The 24,359-nt window shown below is 56.9% G+C and carries 18 protein-coding genes; 7 read left to right on the plus strand and 11 right to left on the minus strand.

Going from position 1 to position 24,359, the window contains the following annotated elements; translation table 11 throughout:
- Positions 1-371 (plus strand): ribbon-helix-helix protein, CopG family (locus tag RX395_RS08635; RefSeq protein ID WP_316366960.1); only part of this gene is annotated, 371 nt, incomplete at its 5' end.
- Positions 372-522: 151 nt separating this feature from the next.
- On the opposite strand, the gene RX395_RS08640 is transcribed toward RX395_RS08635, so the two are convergent.
- The 4 genes from RX395_RS08640 to RX395_RS08655 form a co-directional block, all read right to left on the minus strand.
- The gene (locus tag RX395_RS08640; RefSeq protein WP_316366965.1) at positions 523-1,476 is read right to left on the minus strand and encodes a tRNA dihydrouridine synthase; all 954 of its coding nucleotides are present in this window, start codon (positions 1,474-1,476) and stop codon (positions 523-525) included.
- Positions 1,477-1,928: 452 nt separating this feature from the next.
- A complete protein-coding gene (locus RX395_RS08645) occupies positions 1,929-3,194 on the minus strand; it encodes an MFS transporter (RefSeq protein ID WP_006234574.1) in 1,266 nt (421 codons plus the stop codon).
- An 11-nt stretch (positions 3,195-3,205) separates the two neighbouring features.
- Complete coding sequence (locus RX395_RS08650; protein ID WP_006234575.1) at positions 3,206-4,270, minus strand: ornithine carbamoyltransferase; 1,065 nt, start codon at positions 4,268-4,270, stop codon at positions 3,206-3,208.
- Positions 4,271-4,393: 123 nt separating this feature from the next.
- Complete coding sequence (locus RX395_RS08655; protein ID WP_316366969.1) at positions 4,394-5,632, minus strand: agmatine deiminase family protein; 1,239 nt, start codon at positions 5,630-5,632, stop codon at positions 4,394-4,396.
- Positions 5,633-5,871: 239 nt separating this feature from the next.
- Here RX395_RS08655 and RX395_RS08660 point away from each other — a divergent pair, with 239 nt between their 5' ends.
- On the plus strand, positions 5,872-6,435 hold the full coding sequence (locus RX395_RS08660; RefSeq protein ID WP_316366970.1) for a TetR/AcrR family transcriptional regulator: 564 nt from the start codon (positions 5,872-5,874) through the stop codon (positions 6,433-6,435).
- Between the two features lie 138 nt (positions 6,436-6,573).
- Here RX395_RS08660 and RX395_RS08665 read toward each other — a convergent pair whose 3' ends face one another.
- From RX395_RS08665 to RX395_RS10285, 5 genes are all read right to left on the minus strand, one after another.
- Complete coding sequence (locus RX395_RS08665) at positions 6,574-7,854, minus strand: MFS transporter (RefSeq protein ID WP_316366972.1); 1,281 nt, start codon at positions 7,852-7,854, stop codon at positions 6,574-6,576.
- Positions 7,855-8,029: 175 nt separating this feature from the next.
- Positions 8,030-11,284, minus strand: coding sequence for an ATP-binding cassette domain-containing protein (locus RX395_RS08670; RefSeq protein WP_316366973.1), 3,255 nt, complete (start codon positions 11,282-11,284; stop codon positions 8,030-8,032).
- Between the two features lie 252 nt (positions 11,285-11,536).
- Positions 11,537-12,508, minus strand: a complete 972-nt coding sequence (locus tag RX395_RS08675; RefSeq protein WP_316366975.1) for a TlpA family protein disulfide reductase — start codon at positions 12,506-12,508, stop codon at positions 11,537-11,539.
- A gap of 29 nt (positions 12,509-12,537) precedes the next feature.
- Entirely contained in the window at positions 12,538-13,440 is a 903-nt protein-coding gene (locus RX395_RS08680) for a 4Fe-4S binding protein (RefSeq protein WP_227789897.1), read from the minus strand.
- A complete protein-coding gene (locus tag RX395_RS10285) occupies positions 13,433-13,558 on the minus strand; it encodes a CD1871A family CXXC motif-containing protein (protein WP_394815234.1) in 126 nt (41 codons plus the stop codon). The genes RX395_RS08680 and RX395_RS10285 overlap by 8 nt, the downstream gene beginning before the upstream one ends.
- Positions 13,559-13,651: 93 nt before the next feature.
- On the opposite strand from RX395_RS10285, the gene RX395_RS08685 reads away from it, so the two are divergent.
- The 4 genes from RX395_RS08685 (at position 13,652) to RX395_RS08700 (ending at position 21,086) form a co-directional block, all read left to right on the plus strand.
- Positions 13,652-14,344: a response regulator transcription factor gene (locus RX395_RS08685; protein ID WP_457921683.1), complete on the plus strand. Its 693-nt coding sequence runs from the start codon at positions 13,652-13,654 to the stop codon at positions 14,342-14,344.
- Positions 14,341-15,492 carry a HAMP domain-containing sensor histidine kinase gene (locus tag RX395_RS08690; protein WP_316366978.1) on the plus strand — a complete coding sequence of 384 codons (1,152 nt, stop codon included), beginning with the start codon at positions 14,341-14,343 and terminating at the stop codon, positions 15,490-15,492. The genes RX395_RS08685 and RX395_RS08690 overlap by 4 nt, the downstream gene beginning before the upstream one ends.
- Positions 15,493-15,559: 67 nt before the next feature.
- On the plus strand, positions 15,560-16,564 hold the full coding sequence (locus tag RX395_RS08695; RefSeq protein ID WP_316366979.1) for a helix-turn-helix domain-containing protein: 1,005 nt from the start codon (positions 15,560-15,562) through the stop codon (positions 16,562-16,564).
- A gap of 154 nt (positions 16,565-16,718) precedes the next feature.
- Complete coding sequence (locus tag RX395_RS08700; RefSeq protein ID WP_316366981.1) at positions 16,719-21,086, plus strand: hypothetical protein; 4,368 nt, start codon at positions 16,719-16,721, stop codon at positions 21,084-21,086.
- An 89-nt stretch (positions 21,087-21,175) separates the two neighbouring features.
- Here RX395_RS08700 and RX395_RS08705 read toward each other — a convergent pair whose 3' ends face one another.
- Both RX395_RS08705 and RX395_RS08710 read right to left on the minus strand, forming a co-directional pair.
- Positions 21,176-21,760 carry a hypothetical protein gene (locus RX395_RS08705; protein ID WP_316366982.1) on the minus strand — a complete coding sequence of 195 codons (585 nt, stop codon included), beginning with the start codon at positions 21,758-21,760 and terminating at the stop codon, positions 21,176-21,178.
- A gap of 9 nt (positions 21,761-21,769) precedes the next feature.
- Positions 21,770-22,000, minus strand: coding sequence for a helix-turn-helix transcriptional regulator (locus RX395_RS08710; protein WP_055286736.1), 231 nt, complete (start codon positions 21,998-22,000; stop codon positions 21,770-21,772).
- 319 nt (positions 22,001-22,319) lie between these two features.
- Here RX395_RS08710 and RX395_RS08715 point away from each other — a divergent pair, with 319 nt between their 5' ends.
- Positions 22,320-24,317: a DNA gyrase/topoisomerase IV subunit B gene (locus RX395_RS08715; RefSeq protein ID WP_316366984.1), complete on the plus strand. Its 1,998-nt coding sequence runs from the start codon at positions 22,320-22,322 to the stop codon at positions 24,315-24,317.
- Positions 24,318-24,359: the final 42 nt, after the last annotated feature.

The following is a 24,359-nucleotide window of genomic DNA, read 5'->3' on the forward strand; positions in this document are numbered from 1 at the left end:
GGCGAGCAACTCGTCCGGTCTCGGGCGCATCGCCCCTTGCCGGATTCAGATTCGACAAGGGGCGACCATTGTGCAATCGCAAGAAGATGACGGGGCGGAATGTCAATCCTGGTCTAACAGAGCCAAAGATAATGGGGTTTGCCCCCGGAGAGTTGAAGAACGCCGCGGAAGCCTACGAAAAAGATGAGTGGCCGAAGGGTCGCACCATCAAGCTGGGAAGGCCGTCGATCTCCGATGAGCCGAGCGTCGTTATATCAGCACGTGTGGGCGAATCGATTCTTGAGGCGTTTGACGAAAAAGCCAAACGCCATGGGCAAACGCGCACGGAACGGCTCAGGGAACTCGTAACACTTGATGCAATGATTGCCTAGGCACCGCTCCCCCACCGACCCAAACATGTACGTCAGCATCCAAAGTCGACATTTTTCGACATCTTTGGATGCTGGTGTACAGCTTTTTGCTACATAGTCGTTGGGGACGTCCTTAAATGACCAGTCGTTAAAGAACGCCCCCGATGACTAGTTAGCCGTGGAAGCGAGCTATGGGTGCGAGTGGCTGCTCGCGAAAGACCCGCTCGACGGCGGCGCGGTATTCGTCGACCTTTTTGGTCTTACGTACGAGCTTGTGAACGGTAGCGGGGTCGGCGAAAGCGCACTTGGCGTAGAACCACCACTCCTTCATACGAAAGACCGCGTTGCCGCCAATCTCTTCTGCATAGACCGCAAACAGCGTGTCGTGGAAACGCTGCAGTTCGGCTGCCGTGGCAGCAGGACCGCCCTTAACCATGCGAGCCAGCGCGGGGTTCGCGAGCAGGCCACGCCCTAGCATTACATGGCGCGTGTCGGGATAGGCCTCCGCCAGCGCGTCCATATCCTCAAGATCGAAAATGTCGCCGTTATAGGCCACCGGAAACGGCGCACGCTCCAGCGTCTCGCCATAAAACTCTTTGCGCGGCGAGCCTGTATAACGGTCCTTCTGTACGCGCGGATGCACGATCAGCTCTGTTAGCGGCATGCGGCAATACAGATCGAGCACGCGCTCGTATTCGTCGTCATTCTCCAGCCCCAGCCTGGTCTTTACCGACACCGGCAACGGCGACCGCTCGCACACATCACTTAAGAACGCCTCGAGCTCGTCGAGATTGCGCAAGAAACCCGAGCCCTTGCCCTTGGCAACAACCGTACCCGAGGGGCAACCCAGGTTGAGATTGACCTCGCGGTAGCCCATGTCGGCGAGCACCTGTGCCGCCCACACAAACTCGTCCGCGTTCTTGGACATCAGCTGAGGCACAACGTTGAGCCCCTGGTTATTGGCAGGATCGATCTCCTTAAACGCCTTGCCGCCAAAGAGGTTTCCCACCCGCGGCGGCGGCAAAAACGGCGTGTAATAACAATCGAGCGCGCCGAAGCACTCCGCATGCGCGCGACGGAACACATGCCCGGTAATCCCCTCCATAGGGGCCAACGATAGAATCATCTACTCTTCTCTCATATCAACGAACGTGACAAAGGGACTGTCCCTTTGTCACATGCATTATGCCTTGCGCTTCAGGCGATTCACAAGGAAGAGGTAGCTACTGAACGATGACCACCCTCCAGCCGCACCCCATACAACGAGGTTTAATACTTTTCCCGAGAAGTGAACGAGTGAAAACGGGCCCCCGAAGCATCGGCACTTTCGAGATGCAATTTCCTGCGGTTTTGCCAGCCAAATCCTGCGGGTTTGACGTCTAAAAATGTCGATGCTTCGGAGGTCCAAGTATGGCCGTTCACTTCTCGGAAAAGTATTAGACCTCGATTTACATGCCACTCAATGTGACAAAGTGGCTGCTCCTTTGTCACATTCGATGAAAAAGGGCACCGATGTTAGTCGATGCCCCAAAGCGGCTGCAGGTTAAGCCCTACAGCGTATGTCTAAGACGAATCGAACTATTCGTCCCAGGAGAGGTTCTTACCAGTCTTTTTTGCCAGCAGCAAGAACAGGCCGATAATAACGTTGCATGCGATGCAGAAGATGAAGACGCCCTGGAAGGAGCCGACAAGCTCATAGACCTTCATCATAACGGGCATGCCAAAGGCGCCGACGATATAGCCCACGGAGCAGATCAGCGCGAAGATGCGACCGAAATCGCGGGAGCCAAAGACATCCATAACCAAAACGGTCAGGGCAGTGCCAGCGATGACGTACATTACGTCGTTCACGCCTGCTGCGAGGATGCTGAGCGTCGAGTTGCCGCTGCTCATCATGAGCATGACAAAGGAGAGGATGGAGACAGCGAGCCAGCCCAGAATGGCCTTCGTGCTGCCGAACCTATCGCAAGTGGTGCCAACGATCGGATTGAGGAACAGATCGAAGAGCGATGCAGCGGATACCATGAAGCCGCCCACCATGGGGCTAAAACCAACCTCGGAAGCATACGTCGGGAAGAGCTGGTTCATGCAGCAAGTGAGCTGAACGAGACAGAGGAAGCCGATGCAGAAGAAGAAGGCAGGCGACTTAATGGCGCGCGCATAGCTAACGCCACGCGTGCTATCCTCGGTCGTCTCCTCGGTCTCGGTGACCGTCTCGCCCTCGACGTAGCCATAGGGCAGCATGCCCTTGTCCTGAGGCTTATAGCGAATAATCAGGACGGAAGCGGGGAGAATGAGCACGGCGGAGACGCCAGCGAGCACCAGATAGCCAGTCCTCCAGCCAGCGGCCTCGATGACAGAGGTGATGACGGGGCTCATGATGAGCATGTAAATCGAGTTCACTGCCCAAGCGAGACCGATTGCCAGGCCACCAGATTTTTTGAACCACTGGTCAATAACGTCGGACATAGCGACGCCGGTGGTGAAGGCGAAGCAAACGCCAATCAGGGCGCCAGCGGCGATGAACATCCAGACTTCGGTGTAGAAGGCCATGCCTGCGCCGGCAGCGAGCAAAATAAGCTCGACAACGGGGAGCCAAACCTTGCCAACGACCTTGGGAATGAGTTTTCCGACAAACGGAAGAGCTGCCGCAAGACCAATGAGCGTTGCGGTGAAGTAATACGAGAAGATGGAATAGTCAAACCCGAACTCCTCGCACACGGGTGCGACGAAGGAGCCCGCGATGACGCTATAGGATCCGGTCGTGCCGGCAGACATAAGGCCGAGCGCGATTACGAGAACCCATGCGTAAACCTTGCTGCTCTTTAACTTTGCATTTTCCATTGACGCAGCTCCTAGAGACCCAGAAGGGCACACATAACGGCCTTGATGGTGTGCTGACGGTTCTCTGCCTCACGGAAGATGACCGAAGCGTTGGCCTCAAAGCACTCGTCGGCAATCTCGAAACCCTCGGTGATGATCTCGCGATGAAGGTCGTTCTTGCACTGGTCGAGGAGCATCTTGCCAACACGGTGATCCGCGTTGTGGACAGAGGGAAGCTCATGCATGCAGAAGATGTCGGGATTGTTGGTGCGCTTGCACAGCTCGCTGGTGACGCGATAGGGGTACAGAGACTCGGCATCGCCCAACCAGGAGTTGTAGTCGTCGGGATCCAGAACCTCTTCTCCGCACTCGGGGTTGATGTAGCGCCACTCCTCGGTAACGATAACGTCAACGCCATCCAGGGCATCGAGGTCAGAGGTGATGGTAAAGGTCCTATTGGGAGCGTACTTGGCGTAGCAGGCCTCCACCTCTTCGATCATTTCCTTGCACATCTGATGACGGAGGTCGTCGGGGCCGATGGCGAGGAAGTCCATGTCGAGCATAGCGCACAGACGGCCATACCACACCGGGGCGCCGGCGCAGTTGCCAACGAAAGCCATCTTCTTGCCGCGGCTCGTACGCAGACCGCCCCATTGCTCTTCCATCGTAAGAGCGTCAGCGAGCATCTGAGTCGGGTGATCGCCGAGAGTAAGGGCATTGATGACCGGGATGTCAACCAGGTCGGCGACGTCATAGAGGAACTGCTCGTCCTTCTGTGCGCGGTAGACGATGAGATCGTACATGCCGTTAAAGACGCGCATGGCATCCTTGACGGTCTCGCAGTCACCCATGTGGGAGTTGGTCAGATAAGTAAAGCCCATGCCCAAATCATTGCAGGAGGTCTCGAATGCGCAACGAGTACGGGTCGAGCCCCACTCAAAGTTGGCGAGGACGTTTTTGCCGGGGAAGTAGCGCTGGTCGACACCAGACTTCTTCTGAGCCTTAAGGTTCCAGGCAAGATCGATGAGATAGCGGAAATCCTCGGAGGAGAGATCATGGATGTTGATGTAGTCGCGACCGCGGAGGCTGTTGTTCATGCCTATTTCCTTTCGAATTATTATCAAAATTATTGTTGAATGTGTCCCCGAGGAAAACACGGATATCCCTCGGGGAGCGGTACATGTGGCGCCTAAGCCAAAGAGCGCAGGCTCTAAGGCTCACTAACGACTGGCCGCCACGTCCTTAGTCCAGCAGTGCACGCCGCCGCCGGACAGGTTAAGCGCGAGGGAATCAATCATGATGACCTTGCGATCGGGGAAGCAGCTCTCAAGAACTGCCTTGGCCTGCCCATCCTTCTCTTTCACGACCTCGCTCATGCCCTCGTGGTAATAACGCTGGCCAAGAACGACGCCGTTGCAAATCAGGAAGTTGCAGTAGCTCGCTGCGGCGTAGAAGTGGACGGGGCCCTCGGGCCAGGGGGTGCCATCCATAAACTTGCCGCCCATTTCGTCGATGAAGCCCTTATAGAGCTCGTAATCTTCATCGCCAGGGGCGATAACGACTTCAATAGGCTCGGCGGTGGGCATACGAACGATCTCGAAGGGCTTGCCCTCCCAGTCCGTTTCGTTGCTCAGGATCTCGTAGGCTGCCTCAATGCGGCGACGAGACTCTGCTCCAGCCTTGCTCGAGGCTGCCTCTTCATCGGACACCTCGGCAAGAAGAATCTTGTTCGGAGTGATAAAGCGACACATCTCATCAATGTGAGCTGCAAAGCTCATGCCAAAGACGGGAGTTCCGTCTTCCTTCTCGTCGAGGATGCCCAGTCGATAGTCGTCGTCCTCGAGCATAGGCTGCGGAAGCCAGATAACCTTGTTGAGGTTGTAGATGCGCTTATACTCGGCCTCTACTTCCTCTTTCGTGAACTCGGGATTACGCTTGCGGCATTCCGTGTCCTCGATGGCGATCAGAGTGCCGTGACCGTCAAACTCGCGGTCGCCGCCCTCCGAAACCATTTCGGAATTGACGATATCGAAGCAACCGAGCGCAACCGCCATGTGAACCGCTGCCTTACGTGCGGACTGGCACTCCGGGGAGTTCTTGTCCCACACGCCGTAATAGGTCCAAGCGGGGTTGACCATATAAGAATGGCCCTTGTCGTCGACCATGATGCTGGGACCGTTGTCGCGGACATAGAAGTTGGAGTCTTCGAACTGCGTGATCTCGATGCGATCGAGATCAACCCCCTCCTCCTTCAGGCGCGAGCAAGCCTCCTCATAGGAGCCGGGGGTACCGCAATTGAGGTTGACCGTAACGTCGCCATACTCGAGCAGAGCCTTGATCACGTCAACGCAGGGCTGACGGTTATCGTAACCCTCTGCACGGATGTAATCGGGAAGCCATGTCACATAGACGTTGGAGCGCTTCTCGAACTCGCCCGGCATACGATAGTTCTCGTACATGGTTGGTCCTTCCGTCGGGTTTCCCGCGATGCTGTCCGGCCGCGACAATAGCGGGGTTTCGCCTGCTATAGTACTACTATACCTACCGTTCGGTAGATAGTTTTGAATAATTGCCGCTCGCCTACTGATACATACCGTTCACCGTATATAGTGGTCATGTTTGGACACGAATTGATGTTCCGTTGCCATCCTTAATAATGTTGATAGTGCGGAAGTGATTTACAATGGAGAAATGCAGCGTGAGCACAAGAAAAAAAATATTGGACGCAATGTACGATCTTGTGGCAGAAGTCGGTTATGACAAAGCGTCTATCGGAAAGATTTGCGACTTTGTCGGTATATCCAAGCCGTCGGTGTACTACTACTTTCCCTCTAAAGAGGAGATTTTCACTACGCTCTTGGACAGCATGTTTCCGACCATCGACTATCAGCGCGACTACTCGCTAATAGTCGATAGGGACGGGTTCAAGGCCGCGCTTATCGAGCTCGGCAATTCAGTTATAGGTGGCTATCGAAGCGATGAAAAGCGCCGGCGCGTGCTGGCCGAGGTTAGCGTCCAAGCAAATCGAATTCCTGCAGTTCAGGAACGTCAAGCGACGGCGACCAAACGAACCATGGATGCGCTTAAAGACATCCTTCTTCATGGTGTAGAGATTGGCGCGTTTTCCGATAGTGCCGACGTGATGCTCTACGCACAAATTCTTTATACCGTTCTGGAGGGAGCGAGCAATACGGTCGCTCAAGGTGAGGATATCGATGAAAAAGCGGTTTGGGCGGGAATAGTCGAGCTTATGTTCAAATAAACCAGCCAAGCTGAAGCGCATGTTGGCACCCATGGTGCCTGCGGGCAACCTTTAAAACGAAAACAGGGGTCGACTCCAGTCTGGCTTGGAGTCGACCCCTGTTGCGTGGCAATCTATGCCGATGCAAATCGGCGCTTATTACTTTTCAGCAGCCTTATTGAGAAAGCCGGAAACGATAGCAAACGCAGCAATCATAAGGTTGCAGGCAATGCAGAAGATAAATACTCCCTGGAATGACCCCGCCATGCCGTAAACCTTCATCATGACCGGCATTCCAAAAGCACCGACGACATAGCCCGCTGAGCAAACGATCGAATAGATCCTTCCAAAATCGCGTGATCCAAAGAGCGAGAGTAGAAGCATCGGCATTGCGGTTCCAACGATGGCGAACATGACATCGTTTACACCAGCTGCAATGATGGAAACGGTCTCATTGCTTCCGCCAATGATAAGAAGCAGGAATGAAAGAATGCTGACACCTGTCCATGCGACCGTTGCTTTAATAGCGCCAAGCTTGTCGCATGTTTTGCCCACGAAGGGATTTAGGAAGATATCGGAGAGTGAAGCTGCCGAGACCATTAAGCTTCCTACGATAGGATTGAAACCGACCTCGCTTGCATAGGTTGGAAACAGCTGGTTCATGCAGCAGGTGAGCTGCGCCACGCAAAGCAAGAGGACGCAGAGAATAATAGACGGCGTTTTCGCGGCATCGCGGAGTGCCATGCCCGAAAGAACATCTTCCTGCTCATCGGCGCTGCAGCTCTCATGGGTTTCGGAGGCGGTCTCTCCGTACGGAAGCATGTTGCGATCAGAGGGGTTAAGGCGAATGATAAATGCGCTTGCAGGCAAAATCATAGCTGCAGAAACGGCCGCAAGCACGATGTATCCCGTACGCCAGCCTTGCTGCTCGATGACCAGCGTAATGACAGGACTCAATAACAGCGTACAGAGAGAATTAACGCCCCAAGCGAGGCCGATGGCAAGACCGGACGATTTGCTGAACCATTGGTCAATGACATCGGACATGCAGACGCCCGTTGTAAACGAAAAGCAGATGCCGATCACTGCGGCGGAGACGGTGAACATCCAGACCTCGGTGTAGAACGCCATTGCGGCGCCGGCGGCAATAAGGACGAGTTCAATGCAAATATGCCATGGTTTGCCGATTACTTTTGGAATGAAGCGACTCAAAAGCGGAAGCCCAAGCGCAAGGCCAAGAAGAATCGCGGTGAAATAGAAAGAAAAAGAAGTGTAGTCAAAGCCCAGATCTTCACATACTGGAGCAACGAATGAGCCGGCAATAATGCTATATGTGCCAGTTGTTCCGGCGGACATTAAGCCGAGCGCAATAACGACGACCCAAGCAAATGCGCCGCTTTCACGGAGACAATCTTTTTTGGCTGGTGTGGTGAGAGTCATGGTTGCTCCATTTCTATCGGCAATACATCCTATATGCCTACCGATAGGTATATAAACCAGAGGACTCTTCGTCAAGCATTAAGCGGGGGGAGGGAGTTCTTAACCTGCCGAACGGTAATTAGACCCCGATTTCGCAAGGGTCTCAATGTGACAAAGGGACTGTCCCTTTGTCACATTATTCGGAGCGCAGGGCTTCCACGGGATCCTTTTTGGATGCGCTGCGGGCAGGCAGCAGGCCGGCAACGACCGTCAACAGCACCGAAATCGCGATGAGCACTAGCGCATCCCGCACGGGCAGGCTCATCAGATTGGGTACCTGTTTGGCCGCAAGCGCCCAAGCATTGACCGGGAAGCTCACGGCCACCACGACGACAATGGCAAAGACGCCGGCGATGAGGCCTTCGATAAAGGTCTCGGCATTGAATACGTTGGCCACGTTGCGCTTCGACGCGCCGATCGCGCGCAGGATGCCAATCTCCTTTTTGCGCTCCAGTACGCTGATGTAGGTGATAATGCCGATCATGATGGAGCTCACGACCAGGCTGATGCTCACGAATGCGATGAGCACCAAGCTGATGGTGTTCACGATGTCGGTCACCGAGCCCATGATGATGCCCATGTAGTCGGTGTATGAGATTGCCTGTTCATCGTGGCCAGAGGCTTTGACCTGCTTGTTGTACGCGTCGATGTGATCGAGCACGCGCTCCTTGGCCTCAAAGTCGCGCGGGAAAATCTTGACCGAGATGGGGTCCGCCTCGTCCGCATAGCCCAACGTGGTCAGATTGTTGTCGTAGGTGAGCTTCGACGCCTTCGCATAGCTCATCATGAGCGAACTCAGGTCCTCGGCGTCCATGTTGAAATGGATGGCGCGGGCAAAGGCGCTCGCATCCACACGCATGGCGCTCGCCAGGTTAGCAAAACTCGAAGACATCTGCGTCGCCATCTGGTCCATAAGCCCTGCCGCGCCCGCCTTGAGCTGGGATGATACCGTCGACGCTATCTGCTCGCTGATTGCCTTCATCACCTGATCCATAGCCTGCTGCAGATACAGAGCCAGCTGCTTTTGCACATAGTCGCTCATCGCCTGCTGCAGACGCTCGGCCAGGGCATCGCCGCCGAGTGCTTTGAGCTGGGCCAGGATTTGCTGGGCTGCGGCATCATTCTCAAGATACGTCGAGAATGCGGCAGAGAGCTTTGACGCGTCCTTAAGATCTTCGGGCGACAGCGCCTTAAACTGATCAGACTGCAAAAAGCCCTCAAACAGCTGGTTGGCTAGTGTTCCCACCTGCTGCATTTGCTCGGGCGTGAGTTCCAGACCGTCAAAGATACCCGAGAAATCTGGGGTTGGCGCTTTTGCCATGATGTCGCTGAAGTCGATGTCCTTGCCAACGCTCGAAAGGTCAATGTCCAGCCCGGACAAGTCAAGACCCGACAGGTCCATACCGCCGGCAACACCCGAGAGCGCGGAAGTATCGAACGAGAACGCGCTCTTAAGTGTTGCCTCGTCCACACTGAACATGCTGCCCAGATCAACGCCTTGCTTGGCCTCGCCTTGCAGTTCGTCGAAGGTTTTGCCCGTAAAGACATCCGTCTCGGGGTGGTCGAGTTGCTCCTGCACAATCTGCGAATCGGCGGCGCGCTCCATAAGCTGGCGAGTCAGTGCATGCGTATAGGCAATACCCGGAGACAGCGCGCTCGCGTTGGCGGTCTCGTTAGGTCGCACCACACCCACAATGTGCACGTCGATACCGTCGGCAACCTTGGCGGCCATAAAGTCGGCGTCGCCAGACATGTCGGTCCACATGCCGGTCTCTTCGTTTTTGCGATAGGCATCGGCCGGCGACAGCACCTTAAACGTCGTGGACAACGCATCATCGTAGGTAAAGTCGGCGCCGGTCTCGGGCGTCTCGATCTTACCGTCGGCCGTCATGGCACTGTTTACCAGATCGTTGAGCTCATCGATATCCAGCGCACCGATGCTGTAGAGCGTATAGTCGCCCACCGTACCGCGGCTCGAAAGCACCATTACGGCTTCGTTGGCGGACGTGGGCCAATGACCGGCGACGACATCGTACTGACTGTCGAGCAGGCTCTGGTCGTCGATCATCTCGTTAAAGACCGAGGTTCCCATGGATTCCATGCTCACCGTTGCCGCCGAGCTCGCGCCTCCGCTCATGGCCTCGGTCATGGCGTTGGGCACCAACCGGACAGGCTTCTCGTCGCCCTTGCCGGCACGATAGACAACCGGCGATACACCGTAGCCGTACTGAATGGCGTTGACCTCTTTATCGATGCCGTCGCCACCGGCATCGAGCCATGCCTTAAAGCTTGTCATGTCGTTAGACTTAACGCTCGCAAACATATCCTTTACGGCCGTGACCACGGGAATCTTATCGGTTCCCTTAGCCTTGCCGCCGGCACTGTCGTCGGACGAGCCCTCGTTCTTGGACATATCGTCGTCCGTGGCCCCCTGTCCGCCCATCATGGACGACAGGTCGTAATCCTGCTTGGAAATGGTGAGCGGGTAGCTCGAGAGCGTATCCTCCTCGACCTTTTTGATGTAGCCGTTTACGCCGTTGGACAGCGCCAGAATCGCCGCGATACCGATAATGCCAATCGAGCCCGCAAAGGCAGTCATGGCCGTGCGGCCCTTCTTGGTCATGAGGTTTCGGGCAGAAAGCCCCAGCGCCGTCACAAAGCTCATCGAGGTTTTGCGCGTAGGCTTTGCCTCGCGACGCGCGGCCTTGGCAGCATCGAAGGGATCGGAATCGTCGGTGATCTTGCCGTCCGCCAGATTGACGATGCGCGTGGCATATTGGTACGCCAGCTCGGGATTGTGCGTGACCATGATGACCAGGCGGTCGCGCGCCACGTCCTTGAGCAGATCCATGACCTGCACGGATGTCGTTGAGTCCAAGGCGCCGGTCGGCTCGTCTGCCAGCACGATCTCGGGATCGTTGATCAGGGCGCGGGCAATGGCCACGCGCTGCATCTGTCCACCCGAAAGCTGGCTCGGGCGCTTGTTCACGTGCTCGCCCAGACCAACTGCCTCGAGTGCCTTACGTGCACGCTGGCGGCGCTCGGCATGGCCCACACCCGTGAGCGTAAGCGCCAGCTCAACGTTTTCCAAGATGGTCTGATGTGGAATGAGGTTATAGCTCTGGAACACAAAGCCGATGCGGTTGTTACGATAGGCGTCCCAATCGCGATCGTGAAAATCCTTGGTCGAAATACCGTCGATCAGCAGGTCGCCCGAGTCAAAGTGGTCGAGCCCGCCGATAACGTTGAGCATCGTGGTCTTGCCCGAGCCCGAGGGGCCCAGAATGGCCACGAACTCGTTATCGCGAAAAGACAGGCTTACGTTGTCGAGTGCCACCTGCGTAAACGACTGCGTAACGTACCTTTTGCAAATTCCTTTGAGCTCCAGCATGGACGGCAACCTCTCCTGCGCAGGCACCCTGCCCGCTCTCCTCCGCCGTTCGTATTCGACGCGTTTGTCCTACTCTATCCCCATTTTTTGCCGGAGCCAGTGAGGAATGTAACGAACGGCGCCAAAAAACGAACGAGATGACGCCCAAAAGAAGAGGTCCCGAGCGGGACCTCTATATGGTGGAGCTTATCTTGAAAGGTAGCGGGCTACTTCGCACAGCGACACACGATCCTCGCCATGCTTTACACGTTTTTACTGCTCGCTATTCGCAATCGCCTGGTCGATAAGCTTGTCGAGCGCTGCGCGCTGCTCAGCGGAGCTGATGGCGCCCACGATGGGCTCCCCTACGATGTTGCCATTCTGATCGATGACATACGTTGTCGGGAACGAGAACAAATTTGACGTAAACTTACCGGCCTCGCTATCCGACTTGAACCAGATGTTCTTATACGTCACGCCCTTCTTGCTCAGCACGTCCTTGGCATCTGCAATCTCGCCCTTGTTACCATCGAGCGTAAAGGAATTGACGCCCACGACCTGACCGCCCTTCTTGGCAAACTCCTGATTCAGTTTCTCAAGATCGCCCAGCTCGCCCACGCACGGCTTGCAAGTGGTGAACCAGAAGTTCATGACGGTGACCTTGTTCTTAGAGAACAGCTCGTCGCTGCTCACGTCGTTGCCATCCAGGTCCTTGCCCGTAAAGCTGGGGAACTTCGTCGCCTCGCTCGAAGCATTGGCGCCAGCCGTCATGCCAGCGGCTGAAGCGTCGACGCTCTCGCCTGCGCTCGGCGTGCTTCCACAGCCGGGGAACTCCTTCTCCAGGCTCTCGAGCTTGTCCTCGATCTCCTTGATCTGCTGTGCACCGGCCTTGAGCGTCTTAAGCTCATCCGCCGTGAACTCATCCTTGGCGCCGTCGATGGTCTTGAGCAGGAAATCGCCGTAATTGCTGCCGTCCTCAATCATTGCCGAGTCTTTATTTGCCGCATTGAATACCTTTTCCCACAGCGCGTTATCACTCGCAAAGATCTCGTTCTCCTTCTGCATGAGCTTCGCATACAGCTCGGCGGCCTCGTCGGCATTGGCCGGCTTCTGCGCAGTGAGTTCTGCGATCTTAGAATCGGAGCTCGCAGATTCGCTCGCATTGCCACCGGGCGCCGAACATGCCACAAGGCACAAGGCCAATACCGGCACCATAAACAGGGCCGCAATCTTAGAAAGCTTCATGGTCATTCCTCCGTTTTGTCGAAGCTTGTTTACTTTTTATCGGCGGTCAAGGGAAGCTTTTCCGCCGACACATCCAGGCCATAGCGATAGCTGATGGCATCGACAGGACAGGCCCCGATGCACTTTCCGCACCGGATACATTCGGCATGATCGGGCGCGCGGACCACATCAACGTCCATCTGACAAACCTTTGAGCACTTGCCGCACGAGACACATTTGCATGCATCGACCCGAATCCCCAGCAGGGATACCTTATTCATGAGCGCATAGAATGCGCCGAGTGGACAAATCCATTTGCAGAAGGGGCGGTAGAACAAAACGCTCAGCACTACCACGGCAATGAGAACGGCAAGTTTCCAAGTAAAGAGATGTCCCAACGCAGATCGAATGCCGGCATTGGCAATGGCCAGCGGAATGGCGCCCTCGAGTACGCCCTGCGGACAGATGTACTTACAAAAGAACGGGTCGCCCATGCCCACGTCGTTAACCACCAAGACGGGTAGCAGCACCACGGCAAACAGCAACACGACGTACTTGATGTACGTGAGCGGCTTGAGCTTTTTCGTGGAGAACTTTTTGCCGGGAATCTTGTGCAGCAGCTCCTGCAGCCAGCCAAACGGGCACAGAAAGCCACATACAAAGCGTCCCAGCAGCACGCCGAGCAAAATGAGCGTACCGGTAACATAGTAAGAAAAGTTGAACTTGGACGAGCCCACCACCGACTGGAACGACCCGATGGGGCACGCACCCGATGCCGCGGGGCACGAATAGCAATTAAGTCCAGGTACGCAGACTGTTTTTCCCGCGCCCTGATAGATGCCGCCTTTGGCAAAGTTTGGCAGGTGAATGTTGGTGACGAGCGTCGCCGCCGCCTGAATGAATCCGCGAAATCGAGCCAAAACATGCGACGCAGTGTTTTCTCTTTTATCCAATTCCGATACACTCCAAGCACAGCCTAATCGCTTTGGCCAGCACGGCATCCGCCTCGCCACGCATAACACCAAAGCACACCATGACAATTCCGACGATCAACAAAGCGACCTGTACCATGGGTTTTACCGCTTTGAACAACTCGACCACTCCTTTCGTTACGCGACCATTGGACCATATCGACTATAAAATCCGTGTTAAGCGCGATTTGGAATGTGCAAGGAGACTGTTATGCGTATTTTGATCGTCGAAGACGAGCGAGCGCTGTGCGACACGATCGCACGCAGCTTGCGAAACTTGGCGTACAGCGTCGACTGCTGCCACGACGGACAGAAGGCGCTCGACCTGCTGGACGTTGAGGCCTTCGACCTCGTGGTACTCGACCTCAATCTCCCCCGTATCGACGGCATGACCGTACTCAGGGAACTTAGGAAAACTGACTGCGAGACTAAGGTACTGATTCTGTCCGCACGTGGCGAAGTATCCGATAAAGTCGCCGGACTCGATGCCGGCGCCAACGATTACCTCACCAAGCCGTTTCATCTTGACGAGCTTGCGGCAAGGATCCGCAGCCTTACCCTCAGGCGCTTCGCACAAAGCGACATAGTATTAACCTGCGGAAAGCTCAGCTTTGACACCAAGGCACGCATCGCTTCCGTGGACAGCGAGGCTTTATCTCTTACGCGCAAGGAAACGGGAATCTTGGAATACCTGATGCTTAATCGGGGGCGACCGGTAAGCCAAGAGGAGCTTATAGAGCACGTTTGGGATAGCACCGTGAACAGCTTTAGCAACGCAACCCGCGTTCACATCTCGTCACTCCGCAAAAAGTTGCGCGGCGCTTTGGGATACGACCCGATTCGCAATCGGATTGGAGAGGGCTACGTTATGGAGGATGGCGAATGAAAGGGCTTTCGCTGCAATGGCGCATAACGATCATGACGGCGCTGCTGACGTGCGCGGCATGCGTGCTGACGAACTGCCTGGTCGGCTATACGGGCATGCGCTACATGGATGCCATCGGCAGTGACATCTCGGCCTTTAACGCAACCGGCGAAGATTCGCCCCAGGCGTTCGACCCAACGAAAACGACCCTCGATGACGAGGTCACGATCGTCGTAAACGACGCACAGGAGTCTTTTGGCACGACAGCCTGGTGCATCACGGCTGGAGTCACACTCCTTGGCGGCGTGCTGGCATACTTTGTGAGCGGCCGTGCACTCAAACCGCTACGGGCTTTTGCAGCCCAGGTTGAGCGCGTGCAGCCTGATAATCTAAGCGAAATCAGACTCAGTGAAGATGTGCCCACCGAGCTACAACGATGCAGCGCCTCTTTCAACGACATGATCGCCCGTCTTGGCGAAGGGTTCTCTGCACAGCGTCAGTTTACCGGCAACGCCGCACACGAGCTGCGCACCCCGCTCGCCCTTATGCGGGCACAGATTGAACTATTCATCTCCGAGCACTCCGGCTTGCAACCCGAAACAGCCGAGCTGCTCGGCCTGCTACAAGAACAAACCGAGCGGATGTCGCGGATGACCAAGGTATTGCTCGAGATGAGCGAGCTCCGCAGCGTTCCTTGCGAGGACGATGTTGAACTTGGCCCCTTGTCCGAAGAGGTCCTCACCGACCTTGCACCACTTGCCGAAAATAAAGGCATAGCCCTCAATTGTGCTGGAGACGCTTTAGTAATCGGGAGCGACACGCTCCTCTATCGGCTGGTGTTTAATCTGGTCGAAAACGCCATCCGTTACAGCCGCTCCGGCTCGACTGCCAGCGTCTCCATCAGCGACAGCGACAGCCACGTGCTCCTACGAGTCAAAGATGAGGGCCCGGGAATACCCAAGAAGTACCGAGAGAGCATCTTCCAGCCGTTCTTTCGTCTAGACAAATCCCGCAGCAGGGCATACGGCGGCGCAGGACTCGGGCTAGCGCTCGTTTGGGAGATTGCAGCGCTTCACGGTGGCGCTGTAGAGGTCGAAGCAAGTTCCGAGAACGGGACCACCATGCTCGTAAGCCTTCCAAAACGATCCGCAGCGTCAACCGAACAGTAAAACGAAAGGGGTCCCGAGCAACAGGAGTACAATTGCTGCATTGTTGCCACCTGATGGAAGATGGAAGATGGACTGCGATGGCTACCTACGCGTTCCCATGCCGTTGATGTGCACCGCCTTTGTGCCAGGGCAGATTGACGCTGCGGTTGCAGGCATTTCCAACCCCGATTCGCGCGCCATCGCCACGGCAGAAGCGCTGTACTTTCGCGGACAGGCCGCCCTCGCTGCCAAGACGGCGCGCCCCTATCTTGACGCCACCGATCCCGCGCTGCGCTATTCCGCATGCTTTATCTGCGGATACGCCAGCCTGTCGCTCAACCGTATCGCCGACGCCCGCCGGTGCCTTGCTGGCATCCTCGATACGCCAGCCGACAAAGAATCGCCCGCCATCCACGCCACGCATATCCTGTTCGCCTCGGCCGCGAGCGTCCTGTTGCACTTGCCTTCCCCGTATTCTGCCGAAGAGTTTTATCCGCTTGCGGCGCATCTGCCCGAAGGCCTGCGCCTATTTGCCAGCTACGTGATGGCGCACGCCTTGTATCTGCGCGGCGAATACGGCCGCAGCCTGGGCATGGCGGAAAACGCCCTGATTATGAAACAGGGAAGCTATCCCATCTCGGAACTATTCCTGCACCTGGCAGCTTCCATGGCATGCATGAGCCTCAAGGACATCGACGCCGCAAAGGCACACTTCGGAGCCGCTTGGGACATTGCGCGTCCCGACGGCCTTATTGAGCTCATTGGCGAGCACCACGGTCTTTTACAGGGGCTCATCGAGGCGTGCCTAAAAACGCAATACCCTGACGACTTCGCACGTATCATCGAGATCACGTATCGATTCAGCTACGGCTGGCGGCGCATCCACAACCCCGATTCGGGCGAGGACGTGGCTGACGACCTGACGACCACAGAGTTCACCATGGCCATGCTCGCCTGCCGCGGATGGACCAACGCCGAAATCGCACGCCATATGGGAGTATCGCCGGGCACTGTCAAAAACCGCCTATCCAGTGTGTATGCAAAGCTTGGCATCGGCACGCGCACTGAGCTGGTCGCGCATATGTTGCGTTAGCGACCAGACTGCCTAGCGCAGCATGCGCTCCGGAGCCCCGGCGCTCCGCTCGCTCAAATTGGACATTTTGGCCCTCGGACGGCACTACCGTGACAGGATGCCTTCTCGCAAAATTGGATTATTTCCACCGATACCTGCGGGATGGGAGCCAAAGATGCTTGATCGCCGTTCGTTACTTGTTGCCGGAGTGTCCTCGCTGGCGAGCATTATGTTGCCGCGCGTGCCGGGAAGCGCAAACGCCTTCATATTGCCGTTCGTGGCTACCGAAGCCTATGCCGACGAAAAAGACCCCTTCAGGGTGCTCGTTCTCTCGCGCACAATGTTTGGTGTGGTCGTGGTCGACGTCGCCAACAAGAATATGCCCATCAAGGGAGCCCAGGTCACGCTCGCGTCGCGTTATGCCGCGGGCAAGCAGCTCACCGCCACGACCGACGACGAGGGCACGGCCATCTTTGAGATCGCGCCGCTTTCGGAAGGCTACGTGGACGAGGCGACGCTTCTCGACGCGTACGACTTTAACGGCGGCATCTCCATTAGCATGGCGGGCTACCGCGATGTCGAGATTCCCCTCGCGCGTGTCCAAGGCGGCACCGCTATTACCGCACCCACACGTCCGCTCTCCGATGGCGAGCCGTACTTTCGACAGCTCACGTTCGACGAATGGGACATCCAGTACGCCGACGCCACGTTTATGGCATTGCCGAAGGACGACACGGCAAACGAGCAGCCCGATACGCATGCCTTTACTGTGCAGGCACATCTGCCACAGGGTGGACAGGCAACGCTGCGCATCAACAAAGTGACGCATGCTGCGGGCAGCTCACCCGAAACCGTCACGCAGATCGGCCAGATCAAGGCCAGCGCATCGGGCGCAGATAATCTGGCAACGTTCACACTCGAAGACAAGTTCCTTGATGCGGCATCGGGCCTTCTGGAAGAAGGGTGCAAGCTGCGCTTTGTCCTCGACTACCAGGGCAAAACCTACACGCTCTCATCCCCTATGGCCGTTGTCACCGCGCCGGCCGCAAAGGCGGAATCGGGCTCGACCACCATCATTCCCACCACCATGGACCAAGAGGTCACTCCGTTTGATTTCCCAGCGGCGTTTCCCGGCATCGGTGGTAATAAGTTCACGTGCTGGATGCCCACATTTCCCATTCTGTTCGATTTCTCGTTTGCTGGATACGTGCTGTTTGGCGGAGGGTACAAACCAGCTAGCTATATGAACGATTCGGGCAACCCTGATCCGGAATACTGGAAGAAATCGCCGCGCGAGTCGGGCGCCAAGCAGGCAAACCGCTACCTCGACGAGATGGAGGGGAAGTGGAATCAGTACAAGAGGATGAGTGCCGGTTCGGGCACCGATCCAAGAAACACCAAGCTCCTTCGCCACCATTGCACGCCGCTGTTCACGATGGATATCGCCACACAGCTGTACGGCTCGCTCGCCTACGATTGGGTGGGCAAAACCTGGGGTAACAACAACGACCCCGCATACGGCAATATTAAGGCCCTCTTCCAGGTAAGAACCGACCTCAATTGGACCGAGCAGTTTACCCTAGGACCGGTGCCATTTTTCCTAAACGTCAACCCCTGGGTGCTGGCAAAACTGGCGCTCGCCGTGGGTGCCCACACGCACGGCAGCGGCGCGGCGTTTTTTAAAAACATTTCGCTCGACTATTCAAACACGTCGGGCTCGTTCACCATCCAGATCGGGCTTGCCGTCACCTTTGGCGCCGGCGTTGCAGGCGTCGCTTCGTCTGCCGTGCGCGGCGCCGCATCCCTCACGCTGTTCGTTGGGTACGAAAAGGCAAATGGACACCAGCTTCCGCGACTGCGTGTAGGTGCAGACGTCGATGTCGATGTAATACTCCAGTTCGTAATGTTCAAGTGGACCACCAAGGCTTGGTCGGGGTCGTGGCCCACACTCATCGATTCGTGGAATATGTCGGTGAACAATGGCGACCAGTATGTGCTCCAGCGCTCTGAGCTCGCATTGGATGGAGATACGCCTTATACGCTGGATGCCTGCTTCGGCTCGGCCGGCAACGCCGAGGCGGGTGGTGTGCCGCAATTTATCGCATCGGCCACCATCGTCACCAACGCCGAACTGCTCGCACGCGCCGAGGTTAAGGCCACTGCCGTAAACGCCGCGCCTGTCGTGCGCGATTGGGGTCAAGCGGTCACGCGCATTGAGCTCGAGGCGGATGCAGAAAGCGACGACACGGGACAGATCGAGCATTTCGTCCATGCGCTGATAGAGAACGACGAAAACGCCGCGCCGATGTATGAGTACACCTACATCGGTCAGGCAACGAACACCGTTGCCGACCCGAACGCCGATTCTGCCGGCGTGTCGGAGGACGAGCGTGGCGGCATCAAGCCCTCGAGCGACAACGTGCTGTTTGCTGGCGTGCTCAGCGAAGCCCACATGAAGCTGGCAATGATTGCCGGCGTAGAATGCCTGTTCCGTATCGCCTCGGTGCGCTACGGCGACAATGGTCGCTCGCGCCTGGTGGTACACACAAAGGCAAACGGAACGTGGTCCGCTCCCACGCCTGTGGACTTTCCCCTTGGGTTTGGCGAGGGCGACGTGGAGCGCGACAGCATATACGATTACGACTTCGACGTAGTGGAATATACGGACGGAAGAGGAAACCAGGACGCCTACGTGCTGCTGGTCTCGGGCGAGCGCCCCGCCGGCGACGACACCCTTTTCGATATGGCAAGCACAGCCGGCATACTGTCCGTTGTGCGCCTGCGCATAAGCAACGACGGAGTTCGCGTGGTATCGCACACGTCGTGGCGCAGCATCTCGCGCGGCCGCCTTCAGGAGGATGGCTACCATTGCCTGCAGTGCCCACGCATCACGGTGGGCAAGACACTTGTCAACGGGCGCCTGTCGGGCGCCTACCTCCACCGCCGCGGAACCACCGCAGAAAAGGCGCTCGGCAGCGAGGCCGAGGTTGCGCTGGAGTGCTTTACCCTGTGGTCGGACGTTTCGGGCGACAGCCTGACGTTCCGCCAAGTTCTCCGCTTCCCGCAGGCACCGTCGAGCATCGAGCTCGGCGCGCCCGAGAATATCAACGGCAAAATGGTGGTACCCGTTGCATACGAGACTGCAGGCGATTGTGGCTGCGCATCGTACGCCGTGATCGGCCAGTCCATCGCGGGGTGGGGCGTTATGTCGCCAGATGCCACAGTACCCCACGCGGTGCCGTGGCCGCAGCACACGGGCTTTTTGGCAACCATCAACGAGCAACTGCAGCATATTACTTGGACGCGAGGCGCATCAGCATTTGCAACGCAGCCCGTGGGTGCCGCAGGCTGTGGCCCGGCATCGTTTAGCGTAAGCAACAACGGCAGGTGCGTGCTCTATGTAGAGAACACCGATGGCAAGGTGGGACAAACCTACGACGAAGAAGGCAACCCGGTAGCAGTGATGGGCAAGCACTTCCGCATCTTCGCCAGCACCTTGGCAGGCGATCTGTTCACGGAGCCGTTCGTGATGTGCGAGCTGGACCACCCTGTCGATCAGATAACGACATTTTTGACGTCGGGAGGCATGCTCTCCGCGCTCGCCACGCACATTGTGAGTGCCGAGCAGAGCAAGGCGGAGCTGCACGGCATCGAAGTGCCCTTGGTGGCGTGTGCCACTCCGACGGGCGCGGTCGCTACCTCGGGCGCGGTGGTGCCCGGGGCAGCAGGCGAATCCTTCATGGTCACGGTGCGAAACGACGGCAACACCTTGCTGACCGCCGGCACGATCGATCTGTACCGAGAGGGCTCCAGCCAGCCGTTCTCCAGCGCATCCATCGGATTCGGAATAAACGCACGCATGGCATCGGTCTACGATCCAGAGCTTGCCGAGGATGCTTCGGCCAACGACATGGCGCATGTGAAGTACGCGCTCGAGACGCTGGGCACACGTTTTGCAACGCACCCGCTGGTAGCCGACAACGGCAACGCCGTGCTGGCACCGGGTTGCACGGCACAGTTCCGCATGAGCTTCGCCATTCCCGAGAGTTGGAGCGACGAAGTGGGCAAACGCGTAACACTGTATGCGAAGGCGCGTAATCTGGTGGCGCTCGATCCCGTAACGCTTGAGGAAATTCGACCGGGCGCAAACTCGGCGCTGGGTGCCGTACTGCACGGGCTTCATGTGCCCGACGCGGCATGCGAACGCTCGGAAGTTCAGGTCGGCGTATGCGACAGCGCGGATACGACAGGACTTCACGACGCCCCGGTGACAGCAGACGGCGGAGGTAGCTCGAGTGGCGGCGGTACTGACGAGGGCGGCGGCTCCGGCGGAAGCAGCTCCAGCAGTGGCAAGGACCACGGCACTAACAAGCGCTCCGGAAAATCGGGCGCGCTTGCGGGCACGGGCGATGTCAACGCTCCCCTTACGGTAGCCGCAGCAGCACTCGCCGCAGCTGGTGCCGGCCTTGTCGCCTACAGCGCCCGCCGCACGGCACTCGAAAACGTCGCCCCCGATGAGGTCAATTCTGATAAGCCTCACTAGCTCTCAGTTACCTTTGTGAGAGACGCCGACTCGGCTCATCGAACATCAAATGGGCTGGTTCTGGATACCCAGAGCCAGCCCATTACGCATTAGATGTCGTCAGAGGAGTTGAGTTCTGCCTCGAGCTTGGCACGGCGTCTTTTCGCCGTGAAAAACGTTGCGCACAGGACAGCAAACGTGGCCGCGAAAATCGTCGCGCCGCAGAACACGCCCGTGGCCAGGTTCGCCAACCAAAAGACGCTTTCGAGCGGCACGATCTGCGCCTCAGCGATACAGCGCATTGCGGCAATAACAAGCGCGAACGCGGCGCCGCTAAGACCGCTGAGAAGCAGGAAATATCCAACAGGAAGATACTCGGTTTGCCCAAAACGATTGGTATCGACATAGCCCTTCCGCGTTTGCAGTCCTGCGCAAATCAACATCACGAGAACGAGCCACAAATACATGGCTGCCTCGAACGGCGTTGCAAAGCCATGCGGCATTTCACTGGCGTCGCTGTGAACCCACGCAACCTGTCGAGCTATAAACTGGTAGAAAAAGATCATCAACATGCCAAACGAAAGCAGCACGAAACCAATCTTGTAGATCTTCGCGCTCTCAGCCTCCAGGCGCTCATCCTTTGGGCCGGCATATTCACGCCACTTTTGCACGAGTTTTAAATCTTCAAATTTCATAGCGAACTCCTAAAGAGCGTCAGGGTCGACGTCGCTCTCGTCTTCCCAAAACAAGTCGTTCAACGTAACGCGTAGCGCTTTACAGATTGCCACGCACAAATTGAGCGTGGGGTTGTAGCCGCCCGCCTCGATCAGGCCGATGGTCTGGCGCGTAACGCCCACGGCCTCGGCCAAGTCAGCTTGCGAAAGGCCAACCGCCGCGCGCGCCGCCTTCATGCGTAGGTTCTTTTTGCCCGGCATGGAGTTCCTTTCGTAGTAATGGACAGATATCCGTTGCAACATGACACATATATATTGCATCTATCAGCCAATGTCAACTATATCTGTCATTACGGAAACCATATCCGCCATCGCTATGCGGACATAGCAATTTCGATTCGCTATTCAAACTTACTCGGACAGAGCCGACTCGGTTTTGTCCGAGTAAACGAATCTCCATCGAACTCCGAACGATTGTTCGATGGATTTCGTGTTGGTTGGAATCGTCTGTGGGCTGGGCTATGCTACCTTGACTATCTATATGACTTAAACGCAGCAAAGGAGCACCGAGAGAGCGAGTATGGCAAAAAACACCGCAAATTATGGTAACGACAGTATCCGCCAGCTCAAGGACGAGGAGCGCGTACGCCTGCGCCCCGCCGTCATCTTTGGCTCGGACGGACTCGATGGCTGCGCGCATGCCGCCTTCGAGATCCTGTCCAACGCCGTTGACGAGGCGCGCCAGGGCTACGGCAAGCTCATCACCCTTACCGCCTTTCGCGATGGCTCTATCCAGGTAGAGGACAATGGCCGTGGCTGCCCGCTCGACTGGAACCCTTCCGAGAAGCGCTTTAACTGGGAGCTCGTCTTCTGCGAGCTCTATGCCGGCGGCAAGTACAACAACAACCAGGGCGGCGACTACGACTTCTCGCTCGGCACCAACGGCCTGGGCTCCTGCGCGACCCAGTACGCTTCCGAGTACATGGACGTTACCGTCTGGCGTGACGGCAACAAGTACTCCTTACACTTTAAGAAGGGCAAGGTCGTCGGTGCCAAAAAGAAGGCACTCGAGATTGAGCCCAGCGACGAGGACCGTACCGGCACCACCATCAAATGGCGCCCCGATCTTGAGGTCTTTACCTCCATCAGCATCCCCCACGATTGGTATCGCGAGACCATGCGCCGTCAGGCCGTGGTCAACGCCAACGTGACCTTCCGCCTGCGTATTGAGAGCGACGATGGCGAGTTTACCGAAGAGGATTTTTGCTATCCAAAGGGCATCGAGGACTACGTGCTCGAGAAGGTCGGTACCGACTACCTTACTGAGCCTTTCTTTATCGAGGCCGACCGCCGCGGTCGCGACCGCGAGGACCTGCCCGACTACAACGTCAAGATCACCGCGTGCATGTGCTTCTCGCGCACCTTCATGATGCAGGAGTACTACCACAACTCATCGTGGCTCGAGAACGGCGGCTCGCCCGAGAAGGCTGCCCGCAGCGCTCTGACCAGCGCCATCGATGCCTACATCAAGCAACAGGGCAAGTACAACAAAAACGAGAGCGGCATTAAGTGGCAGGACGTCCAGGACTGCCTGGTACTGGTGACCAACTGCTTCTCCACCCAGACGTCCTACGAGAACCAGACCAAAAAGGCCATCAATAACCGCTTTATCCAGCAGGCCATGACGACATTCTTTAAGGAGCGCCTCTCGACCTACCTGATCGAGAACAAAGATGCCGCCAACAAGATCATGGAGCAGGTGCTCATCAACAAGCGCTCGCGCGAGAACGCCGAAAAGACGCGCCAGAGCATCAAGACCAACCTACAGCAGAAGACCGACATGGCCAACCGCGTGCAGAAGTTCATCGACTGCCGCTCCAAGGACAAGAGCCGCCGCGAGATCTACATCGTAGAGGGCGACTCGGCAGCAGGCGCCATCCGCACGTCGCGCGATGCCGAGTTCCAGGGTGTTATGCCCGTCCGCGGCAAGATCCTCAACTGCCTAAAGGAGGATTATCCGCGCATCTTTAAGTCCGACATCATCATGGACCTCATGCGCGTGCTGGGCTGCGGTGTGGAGATCAAGGACAAGCGCATCAAGAACCTTGGCGCCTTTGACCTGGACAACCTCAACTGGAACAAGGTCATCATCTGTACGGACGCCGACGTCGACGGTTATCACATCCGCACGCTCGTGCTCACCATGCTCTATCGCCTGGTGCCCACGCTTATCGACGAGGGCTACGTGTATATCGCCGAGTCGCCGCTCTACGAGATCAACTGCAAAGAAAAGACCTACTTTGCCTACACCGAACTCGAGAAGAACGGCATCCTCAAGGAGATTGGCGACCAAAAGTGCTCCATCAACCGCTCCAAGGGTCTTGGTGAGAACGACCCGGACATGATGTGGCTCACCACCATGAACCCCGAGACGCGTCGCCTGATCAAGGTGGAGCCCGAGGACGTCACCAAGATGGAAACCATGTTCAACCTGTTGCTGGGCAACGACGAAGCGGGCCGCAAGCGCCATATCTCCGAGCACGGCAAGGAATACCTGGACCAGCTGGACCTGCAGTAGCAGCAAATCGATAACGACGGCCCATAAGAAGTTCAAGAGGAT

Source organism: Collinsella aerofaciens (assembly GCF_032584215.1).
Lineage (GTDB): Bacteria > Actinomycetota > Coriobacteriia > Coriobacteriales > Coriobacteriaceae > Collinsella.